General features: G+C 55.7%; 8 protein-coding genes. 3 read left to right on the forward strand and 5 right to left on the reverse strand.

What is annotated here, in order from left to right; genetic code table 11:
• Window positions 1–59: 59 nt before the first annotated feature.
• Together NW839_RS05485 and psbV are read right to left on the reverse strand one after the other, a co-directional pair.
• The gene (locus tag NW839_RS05485; protein WP_414350245.1) at window positions 60–437 is read right to left on the reverse strand and encodes a hypothetical protein; all 378 of its coding nucleotides are present in this window, start codon (window positions 435–437) and stop codon (window positions 60–62) included.
• Between the two features lie 179 nt (window positions 438–616).
• On the reverse strand, window positions 617–1,159 hold the full coding sequence (gene psbV / locus NW839_RS05490) for a photosystem II cytochrome c-550 (RefSeq protein ID WP_414350243.1): 543 nt from the start codon (window positions 1,157–1,159) through the stop codon (window positions 617–619).
• 321 nt (window positions 1,160–1,480) lie between these two features.
• On the opposite strand from psbV, the gene NW839_RS05495 reads away from it, so the two are divergent.
• Complete coding sequence (locus NW839_RS05495; protein WP_414343577.1) at window positions 1,481–2,368, forward strand: hypothetical protein; 888 nt, start codon at window positions 1,481–1,483, stop codon at window positions 2,366–2,368.
• Window positions 2,369–2,378: 10 nt separating this feature from the next.
• Here NW839_RS05495 and NW839_RS05500 read toward each other — a convergent pair whose 3' ends face one another.
• Together NW839_RS05500 and NW839_RS05505 are read right to left on the reverse strand one after the other, a co-directional pair.
• Window positions 2,379–3,314: a hypothetical protein gene (locus NW839_RS05500; RefSeq protein WP_414380498.1), complete on the reverse strand. Its 936-nt coding sequence runs from the start codon at window positions 3,312–3,314 to the stop codon at window positions 2,379–2,381.
• Window positions 3,315–3,634: 320 nt separating this feature from the next.
• Window positions 3,635–5,431, reverse strand: coding sequence for a M61 family metallopeptidase (locus tag NW839_RS05505; protein WP_414350240.1), 1,797 nt, complete (start codon window positions 5,429–5,431; stop codon window positions 3,635–3,637).
• Between the two features lie 297 nt (window positions 5,432–5,728).
• On the opposite strand from NW839_RS05505, the gene ntcA reads away from it, so the two are divergent.
• Together ntcA and eno are read left to right on the forward strand one after the other, a co-directional pair.
• Window positions 5,729–6,403 (forward strand): global nitrogen regulator NtcA, encoded by a 675-nt coding sequence (ntcA, locus tag NW839_RS05510; protein ID WP_011434093.1) that lies wholly within the window; start codon window positions 5,729–5,731, stop codon window positions 6,401–6,403.
• Window positions 6,404–6,641: 238 nt separating this feature from the next.
• On the forward strand, window positions 6,642–7,925 hold the full coding sequence (eno, locus tag NW839_RS05515; RefSeq protein ID WP_414350239.1) for a phosphopyruvate hydratase: 1,284 nt from the start codon (window positions 6,642–6,644) through the stop codon (window positions 7,923–7,925).
• Here the strand turns inward: eno and NW839_RS05520 are convergent.
• On the reverse strand, window positions 7,922–9,985 hold the full coding sequence (locus tag NW839_RS05520; RefSeq protein WP_414350238.1) for a prolyl oligopeptidase family serine peptidase: 2,064 nt from the start codon (window positions 9,983–9,985) through the stop codon (window positions 7,922–7,924). The two genes, eno and NW839_RS05520, sit on opposite strands and share 4 nt — an antisense overlap.
• Window positions 9,986–10,068 lie beyond the last annotated feature (83 nt).

The raw sequence follows: 10,068 nt of genomic DNA on the forward strand, positions 1-10,068 counted from the left end.
AAACCAGCCTAGAGGTCCGGGCTTGTTTTGTTCTCTGGTAGAGCAGAACAGGCTCAGGGCTACTGAAAGCTCGCTCCGTACCGCTTAGCGGTCGGAGCCGGGTAGTTTACGGCTTCGTCGTCCATCCAGGAAGGGGGTACAGGTCGGCATCCATAGCTGGAATCCGAGCCATCGTAGCTGCCGGGATCCCGCTGGTACTTCATCAAGGCTTGAAGGGTATCTCGGGGTGGAGTAGAACCGCGCAAGTCCTTCAAAGAGAGGGAAATGTTGGGAGCCGACAAGGTGGCACCGCCCACATGACAATTCGAGCAGGCGGACTGAAAACGATTTTTGACATCCTTGACATACTCCCCTGCCCAAAGGCAGGAGATTCTGGTTCCTGGCTCTGCGACAGCACTTACCGTGTTGGGCTGCCCCTCTACGACAGCGGTGCTCATCTCCCCAGGCATTCCCCCTTGCGGGGCAGTTCCCTAAACCCAGTTTTCTTGGTAAGGATGAATGCGAGCCGCCACCGGACTGGCCAGCCCCAGCCACAACAAAGCTAGGATCCCGACCCAGGCCCACAGGCGAGACGGGATCCGACATCTCATAGGCAACTTCTGATCCAGATGCGGCATTAGAGATAGGCTGATAGGTCGCTGTGGCTTTCGTTCTTGGTACCGCCCCAGCCGGGAACAGTCTTGGCCTGCACCAGAATGTAGCCCGCAATCAGCTTCAGATCCTCGTCGGTGAGGTTGCGCAGACGGGGATACTCACTGGTGAGCTGGGTGTTGGGGTGATACTCCAACAGAGACTCCACCCCGTCATAGGTGACCGGATTCTTGATGTAGTCCACGATTGCCAGCACATTATCCCGTGGGGGAGTTGCCCCCTCCAGATCCGAAAGCTTCAAGCTTACGTCTGGGTTGGGATAGGTCTGACCGCCCACATGGCACTGGGCGCACGCGGTGTTGAATAACTTCTTCCCTTTGGCCAACTGGGCCTCGGTAAAGGTAATGGACTCGGTTGGCGACAGAGCCACCGCAGGAATATCCTTAGCTGCAAACACTGGAGCCAGACCCCAGCCAAACCCAGCCATCAACACAGCCAACAGCAGGACAAGCAACCGACGACGCGCTGGCACAAACACCTTCTGAACAGAAAAAGCTTTGCTAAACATGGTTCTCCGTAGATCAGTCTAGAAAGAGGAGAGGTGGGCTCCACTCCAGCCGCAAACCCGACAACAGGATCAAGAATAGACCATCAAGAGATCATTTGCAGATGGGATCCGAGATGGTTTCCCAATGGTTCCATTTGCCTTTGGTGTTAAGTTTGATTACGGAGCTATGGCCTGTTGGGAGTCTGTTGGCCGAGAGCTGACTTGGCCACAGCCCAGTCGAGAGAACTGAGCAGGTAATGAGCAGGTAATATAGAGCTTGGCTTGCTTGCCTGGCAACCTCAGAGCAGGAGAATACGGCAGACTCCGTTCCAGGTTTTCCCCATGTCCTCTATCCGATTCCAGCCGTTGCGGGTGGCTTTCACCTGTGCGGATCCCAGTCAAGTGCAAATGCCCGTTGCCGATTTGCTGGCGGCCTTGCCGGCCTCACCACTTCTGACCTACACAGACCCGGAAGCAGCGGACTTGCGGGTAGAGCTGTTGCCCGATGCCACTTATCACTTTTACCGGCGGGGGGAAGAGGTGGCTCTGGCGGCCTTCCGGATCCCGGTGAAGAAGCTACTGGCCCTGCCTCGCAAGCTGGTGCGGCTGTTGGAGCACGTGGCTGCTTTTGGTAATCTTTTGAACCTGCAACCTGCCAGCGATGCGCTGAGCAGCATCTTGGAAGTGGAATTTCTCCAACTGGAAACCCCGGCCAGCAGCTCTGCCCCTGCCGAAGTGAGCCCCCTGCCGCGGGATCCCCAAGGGAAAGTGCAAATCCAAGCAGGCCGCAACCTGGCCATTGCCTTGAGAAACAGAGCCCCCACTCCAGTGCATGTCTATGTCACCGTCTTTGACGAGCGGCGGTACAGCGTGGATTTGGTTTACCCCTATCAACCAGATCTGCCTGCCCGTTTACGCCCCAACGAGAGCCTGCTGATTGGCTCTGGCCCCCGCTACCTGCTGCAGATGCAGCTGCCAGAAGGAACAGACGTAGCGGTGGATCGCTTCAAAATCTGGGTCAGCAGCACCAGCATGCAGCCAGGCATTATGGTGATGCCCCCTCTGGGGCAACGGCTGGAACCTCCCTCAGAAGATCCCTACGGGGCCGGATCCCGCCTGGATCGGGAAGTCCGGCTGGCCATTCTGGGCAAAGCAGGCAGCACTCCCATGCCAGCTTTTGCCGAGGATCCCTGGTGGTGTATGGAACAAGCTGTCAAGATTGTAGCCTAGCTAGCTTTTGTCAGGTGCTCTTTCGGACATGACTTTTCAGAATTTTGATAAAGGTCGGCTCAACATCGTCAACGCCGATTACTGACAGCTTATAACTGGAAGACAGGCTAATTTTCTTATCCTGATCAACATCAGTCAAGACTACAAAAGCCTGATTCTGCTGAAGACCAAGCCTGGAAGCCAACCAAGAGTACTTGTCTATACTTTCATAATAATCACCCGTTTTGGATTCTACCCAGTAAAACTTATCATTGACATAAAAGAATAAATCTATTTCAAAATCATTTCCATTCGGCAAAGTAACTTGAGTATTCATGATGTAAGAAAAACTGATCTTTTTGCCTTGCTGACTGGCAATCTTTACTAGCTTTTCTTTGACATATCGCTCCAGCCATCCTCCTGATAGAAAGTTCAATGCATTTGGGTCTCTGCTCGGCTTTGCTTCTAAAATAAATCTAGGAGACTTCAAATAATGGTACTCCTCCAAGAAGGCGATACTACAGAGCATATTCGCAAGTTGGCAACTATCTGATACTACCTGGTTTGGCTCGTCTTTCAGAATCAGGGAGAAAGCCTCTCCTTCGTTCATGTTTGACTTTATCGACTTGTAGAGTTTTCTAATTGAATAATATCTATCTCCCATAAAGTTGGATATCTGATTTAGCTTGCTGTTCAGTTTGCTACCAACCCTACTTGCTTCCTTGGTTTCCAAGCTTTTAATTCTTATTCCTTTAGACCACAGAAATAAAGCTAACCTCAACTTATCACGATCACGGCTGATATGATCAATGACTTCCTGGGAACTTTCCTCAAGCGCTTTGACAACAGCAACTTCTTGTGAGTCCCAACTTACTGCTTGATTTGTCGCTCGAGGAAGCTCAAGCCTTTGAAGATTAGGCTGTAGTTCCTGATGAATGTCTTCCGCTCTTTCCACTCGGCTGGCCAAGATGGTTCTCTGTTCATTCGGATGCCTGTCACGTTGAGACATACCTGTAGATGAGGAGATAACTTTTGTAGTTTCTCGCTTCCATCTCCCTGACCTAAGCCTAACTCCTATCAAGCTCCCTGACCTAAGCCTAACTCCTATCAAGATGCCGATGGCTATTCCAACTAACAAAGCTAAAATTAAATCCATTGGATTTAGTCCCGATCTTTGTTGTCGTTACCTTTGGCTTGAGTTGACTAGACTACCCGCTTGTCTCAACATGATAGGGGGAGGTGAGCGAATTTTCAAGTGGAGGGGGCTTGCCCCTGACCGCAGAGAAGCTAGGTGCGAATGAGGGATCCCAGCCAGCCTTGCTGAAGGGCTTCTTGAGCAGGAGTCAGTTCAGGCAACACCTCCAACGTGTAGACATCGGGCCGAGGGGGATCCAACGGGATCCAGAAATGTTTCAACTGATCGGCTTGAAAAACGCTCAAACAAATGATCTGGTGGGGCTGATAGGCCGTCAAGCGTTCCGCCAAGTTGGCAGCGCTCACCCTGAACCCATCCAGGGCCACCAGCTCATCGCCGGCCCAGATGCCCGCTTTTTGCGCCGGGGATCCCATCTCTACTGCGCTGATGCGATTGCCTTCGCCGTTGAAGTTGAGGCCCAGGTAGGGGGGAAGGTTGGGTCGGCTGAAGTGAACCTTGAGGGTGAGGCCAAAGGGGTGGAGGTAGGCGTTGTAGTCTAGCTCTTCCGTGCCGTCCACATAGGCTGCGAAAAACCGGCCAAGATCGGCACCGGCTGCCCGCTCAAACGCCTCCCGCAAGTCTTGGTCGCTGTAGCCCTTCCCTGACCGACCAAAGCGCTGCCACAGATCCTGCAAAGCCGTATCCAGGGATCCCTGACCGCCGGAAAGGTGACGGATGTGCAGATCCAGCAGCCAACAGACCAAAGCCCCTTTTAAGTAATAAGAAACCTGGCTGTTGAGGGTGTTTTCGTGGGGGCGGTAGAGTTTGATCCAGGTATCGAAGCTGGACTCCCGCAGCGATTGCACAGCCCGGCCCGGAGTACGCTGCAAGCGGCCAATCTGTTCGGAAAGAATCTTCAAGAAATCGCCGGCACTGAGGATCCCTGCCCTCAACAAGATGACATTTTCGTAGTAGCTGGTCGCTCCCTCACAAAACCACAGGCATTCCAGATAGTTTTCTTGGTTGTAGTCGATCTTTTCCAATGCCAGCGGACGCAGACGCTTGACATTCCAGGCATGAAACAACTCGTGGGCCAGCAAAGACAAAAAGCGCCGATAGGACTCCGGCTGATGCAGCTCCAGCCCAGAGTAAAGAAGGGTGGTGCTGTACTTGTGCTCAAGGCCACCAAATCCTCCCGGCGACAAATGCACAATGAACCAGTAGCGGTCGTAGGGTAGCCCACCGAAAAACGCGGCTGTGGTTTTGACAATCGCCTTAGCATCAGCGACAGCCCGCTCCACATCCAGAGTGCCCGCCCCCCAAACCACAAAGTAATGGGGGATCCCTTCCACCTCAAACGATTGCATCCGATGCAGGCCCACCTCCACCGGGCTATCCACCAGCTCGTCATAGTCCTCTGCCACAAAAGACTGGCCGGAAGCGGGATCCCCAGAAGAGGAGATCAAAGGCCGCAAACTGGTGGCGATGCGCCAATCGGGCTTGGGGGGGATCACCGTCAAGGTGTAAGGTTCCCGCTCGCGACCGGGCACGTAGAGAAACAGCGCTGCCCCGTTGAAATAGGCGTGGGTCAAATCCAGATGGTTTGTGCGCACCGTCAGCTCATAGGCATAGACCCGGTAGCACACCTTCACGGCAGAACAGCCCGGCGGATCGATCTGCCAGGTGTTCTTGTCCACCTTCCGCCAGGCCAAAGGGATCCCTTGCTCAGTTGCCGCCTGAAACTCCTGCACATGACGGGCATACTCCCGCACCAAGTAGGATCCCGGCGTCCACACCGGCAGCCGCAGCCGCAAAGGCATCTTTGGCTCCACCTCTCGGAGCAGCAGCTCCACCTCCAGGAGGTGATTGGCCGGATCCGGCATCCGCACCGTGAAATGCTGGCGGCTCAGCCGAGAAGGTTCAGCAACAACAGCCTCCGGGCTCCCCATAGATAGATAGATAGATAGAATGTTCCAACCCACTCCACTCTCTACCGCCAAGGGCCGACGCAACCCCCAGCGACAATGGCTCCTATCCTAACCTCTGCCTTTGGCTGGAGAGCAGCAACGAGACTTAAAAACGTAGCGCGTGCTACAAAGATACCTAGGCAGAACCTTCTACTTTAGGGTAAATCTTGGTATCGTCATAGATTCTGAAGTCAATGGGTTGCAACCTAGCCTAATGCTTCTAGATTGATCTTAGTAGGTTGATCTTAGGTATAAACTGACCTTAAAAGGTTGATGAGTATGGCGGTGGCCGTAGCGGAAAAATCTCTGATCACAGCCTTCAAGCAATTGGGAGGCCCTCACCATCCTCCGGTTATCGAAACGTTTGAGCGCGGGAAGACCATTTTTTTTCCAGGGGATCCGGCGGAGCGGGTTTACTTTTTGGTGAAGGGAGCCGTTAAGCTCTCGCGGGTCTACGAAATGGGGGAGGAAATCACCGTCGCCCTCCTACGCGAAAACAGCATCTTCGGCGTGCTCTCCTTTATCACAGGACAGCGCTCTGATCGCTTTTATCACTCGGTGGCTTTTACGCCTACTGAGTTGCTCTCTCTGCCGATCGAGCAGGTGGAAAAATCCCTACAGGAGAACGCCGAACTGGCCATGTTGCTGGTTAAAAGCCTGTCGTCCCGCATTTTGCAAACGGAGATGATGATCGAGACACTGGCTCATCGCGACATGGGATCCCGTCTGGTCAGCTTTTTGTTGATCCTCTGTCGCGATTTCGGAGTGCCTGGCCCGGATGGGGTCACCATTGATCTCAAGCTGTCTCACCAGGCCATTGCCGAAGCCATTGGCTCAACCCGCGTCACCATCACCCGCCTGTTGGGAGAGCTGCGCAAGAAGAAGTACATCTCCATTCACAAGAAGAAGATCACCGTACACGACCCGATGCGGCTGAGCCATCGCTTTGCCTAGAAGGAAGAGGAGAACACTTCCTGAGCAGCACCTTGCCCAGGCAAACCCCGCTCGATGGTTGGTTGAAGCTCTGGCCGGCCTATGTTCAATCTACTGCTGCAGCCTTGAAGAATCTCTGTGCCCGAAGGACAGACTTAAAGTTTTCTGGAAGCTGACCGGATCGCGGGCAAAAACCTACTAGTCTATGGGGGGATCTGGCTTTGGCCAGAGCTATCTAGCCAATTGCTGAGGTGTAACTGTGGAAACAGCCATCGAGTGGATTACCGCCCATGAGATCCTCGACTCGCGAGGGCGTCCCACCCTAGAAGCCCTGGTGGGTCTAGCCAATGGAGCAACGGGCTTGGCGCAGGTTCCCAGCGGTGCCTCGACCGGTACCTTCGAGGCCCATGAGCTGCGGGATGGGGATCCCAAACGCTACGGCGGTAAGGGTGTGCTGAGGGCGGTGGAAAACATCCTTGGCCCCATCCAGTCGGAGCTGCAGGGAGAAGATGCCCTCAACCAAGCCCGTATTGACCAGTTGCTGATCGACCTGGACGGCACCCCCAACAAGTCCCGCCTGGGGGCCAACGCTATTTTGGCAGTTTCTCTGGCGACAGCCAAAGCGGCTGCGGAAGCAGTGGGCTTGCCTCTTTACAAATACCTGGGGGGGCCTTTTGCCAACCTGCTGCCGGTGCCGCTGATGAACGTGCTCAACGGCGGCGCCCACGCCGACAACAACGTCGATATTCAAGAATTTATGCTTGTGCCCATTGGAGCGGCCAGCTTTCGCGAGGCGCTGCGCTACGGGGCTGAGGTGTTTGCGGTACTAAAACAAGTGCTGCAGCAGAAGGGGCTGTCCACCGGTGTGGGGGATGAAGGGGGGTTTGCTCCTGATCTCGACTCCAATGCGGCGGCTTTGGATCTGCTGATGACGGCTATTGAACAGGCAGGCTACAAACCGGGAGCAGATATCGCCTTGGCCTTGGATGTGGCCGCCAACGAGCTGCTGCAGGATGGGCAATATCACTTTGAGGGCAAAGCCCGCAGCGCGGCTGAGATGGTGGCTTACTACCAGCAACTGCTGGCCAACTATCCCATCCTTTCCATTGAAGATGGGCTAGCGGAAGAAGACTGGGCCGGTTGGCAAGCCATGACCGCTCAACTGGGATCCCGGGTACAGCTGGTGGGAGATGACCTGTTTGTAACCAACCTGACCCGCCTGCAAAAGGGCATCGACAGCGCCGCCGCCAACGCCATTTTGATCAAGCCCAACCAAATCGGCACCCTGACGGAGACTGTCTCGGCCATCCAATTGGCAGTTCAAGCCGGCTTTCGCACCATCATCAGCCACCGCTCTGGCGAGACGGAAGACACCACCATTGCCGACTTGGCGGTGGCCACCCGTGCCGGGCAGATCAAAACCGGATCCCTCTGCCGCAGCGAGCGCATTGCCAAGTACAACCAACTGCTGCGCATCGAAGACGAGCTGGGGGAAGCGGCAGTTTATGCCGGTCGGGTGGGCCTGGGTCCTAGAGCTCGCTAACTTCCCGTTCCGTCCCAGGGGATCCCTAGCACCTGCACCAAAAAGGCCCAGCGGTCGGCAGCTTCCTCAATCAGCTTGCTGGTGGGCTTGCCGGCCCCGTGCCCTGCCTTGGTGTCGATGCGGATGAGGATGGGCTGGGATCCCCCCTGGGCTGCCTGCAGGGCAGCGGCAAACTTGAAGCTGTGGGCGGGCACCACCCGGTCGTCGTGATCTGCGGTGGTGATCAGGGTGGCGGGATAGGCAGTGCCGGGCTTGAGGTTGTGCAGAGGGGAATAGGCGTAGAGGGCCTTGAATTCCTCCGGGTTCTCCGGGGATCCGTACTCCGAGATCCAGGCCCAGCCGATGGTGAACTTATGAAAGCGCAGCATGTCGAACACCCCCACTGCCGGCAGGGCCGCTGCAAACAGCTCCGGCCTCTGAACTAGGCAGGCCCCCACCAGCAGGCCGCCGTTGCTGCCGCCGGAGATGGCCAACTTGGCGGGGTTGGTGTAGCCATGGGCTATCAGCCACTCGGCAGCGGCAATAAAGTCGTCGAACACCTTTTGCTTGTTGAGCTTGGTGCCCGCCTGGTGCCACTCTTCTCCGTACTCGCCGCCGCCGCGCAAACTTGGCTGGGCATAGACACCGCCCATTTCCAGCCAGGCCACCAGACCCACTGAAAAGCTGGGGGTAAGTGAGATGCCAAAGCCACCGTAGCCATACAGCAGGGTGGGGTGATCCCCTGTCCGAGTCAGGCCACGGCGGTGGACGAGAAACATGGGGATGCGGGTGCCGTCTTTGCTGGTGTAAGACACCTGCTGCACCTCGTAGGCCTGGGGATTGAAATCCACCTGGGGCTGACGGAACAGGGTGCTGGTGCCGCTGGTGAAATCGTAGCGGTAGATGGTGGGCGGGGTAGTGAAGCTGGTGAAGGTGTAGAAGGTCTCGGTGTCGTAGCGCTTGCCGCCAAAGCCGCTGGCGGATCCCAGCCCGGGCAGCGGAATTTCTCCTAGGTAGCTACCGTCTAAAGCAAAGGTCTTGATCTGGGTGTGGGCGTCTTTGAGGTAGAAGGCCACAAACTGATTGTTGATCAAGCTAACCCCCTGCAGGGTCTCCTCCGCCTCAGGGATCACCTCCTGCACCCGGTCAGGCTGCTCCAAGTCGATGGCCACCAGTCGCCGCCGAGGAGCTTGGCAGTCCGTCAACAGCCAAAAGCGGGATCCGTCGTTGCCCACGAAGCTGTATTCGGCCTCAAACTCGCGGATGAGCTCTACTACAGGAGACTGGGGATCCCGCAAGTCTTTGTAGAAGATGAGGTTTTTGGGATCCGTGCCCCGCCAGACGGAGATGATGAGGTAATTCCCATCTTCAGTAACCCCGCCGGCAAAGCCCCACTCTTTTTGGTCGGGGCGGTGATAGACCAAAACATCTTCTGACTGGGAGGTGCCCAGGCGGTGGTAGTAGAGCTTCTGGAAGTAGTTGGCGCTTTCGTATTCGCTGCCGGGGGCCGGTTCGTCGTAGCGGCTGTAGAAAAATCCTTGCCCATCCAGCGTCCAGCTCGCCCCGGAAAACTTGACCCAGCGGAGGTGATCCGGCAAATCCTCGCCGGTTTCGATGTCCCGCACCTTCCATTCTTGCCAGTCGGAGCCGGAGCGGGAGAGACCATAGGCCAGATACCGCCCATCACGGCTGATGGCAATGCCCGCTAGAGCCACCGTGCCGTCTTCCGAGAAGGTGTTGGGATCCAGCAAAACCCGCGCCTGGCCCTCTAGACTTTCTTGGGTATAGAGAACACTTTGGTTTTGCAGGCCGTCGTTTTTGAAGTAGAAGTAGCGGCCCCCTTCTTTGAAGGGCTGGCTGTATTTTTCATAGTTCCAGAGCTGGGTCAGGCGTTCTCGGATCCGCTGCCGGGCTGGGATCTGCTGCAAGTAGTTAAAGGTAAGGTGGTTTTGCGCCTCAATCCAGGCCCGCGTCTGCTCCGAATCCAGATCCTCCAGCCAGCGGTAGGGATCCGGCACCGGCTGCCCGTGGTAGATGTCCACAACAGTGGGATCGGGATAGCTGGGCGGGTAGTTGAGCATGAGACCTAAGCGCTAGAGCATGACTCTAGTCAATAATAAGCTCAACTATACTGAAAATAATGTATAATATGTTCAGTACGGAT

The organism is Synechococcus sp. R5-15 (assembly GCF_047462035.1).
In the GTDB taxonomy this organism is placed as follows: Bacteria; Cyanobacteriota; Cyanobacteriia; order Thermostichales; family Thermostichaceae; genus Thermostichus.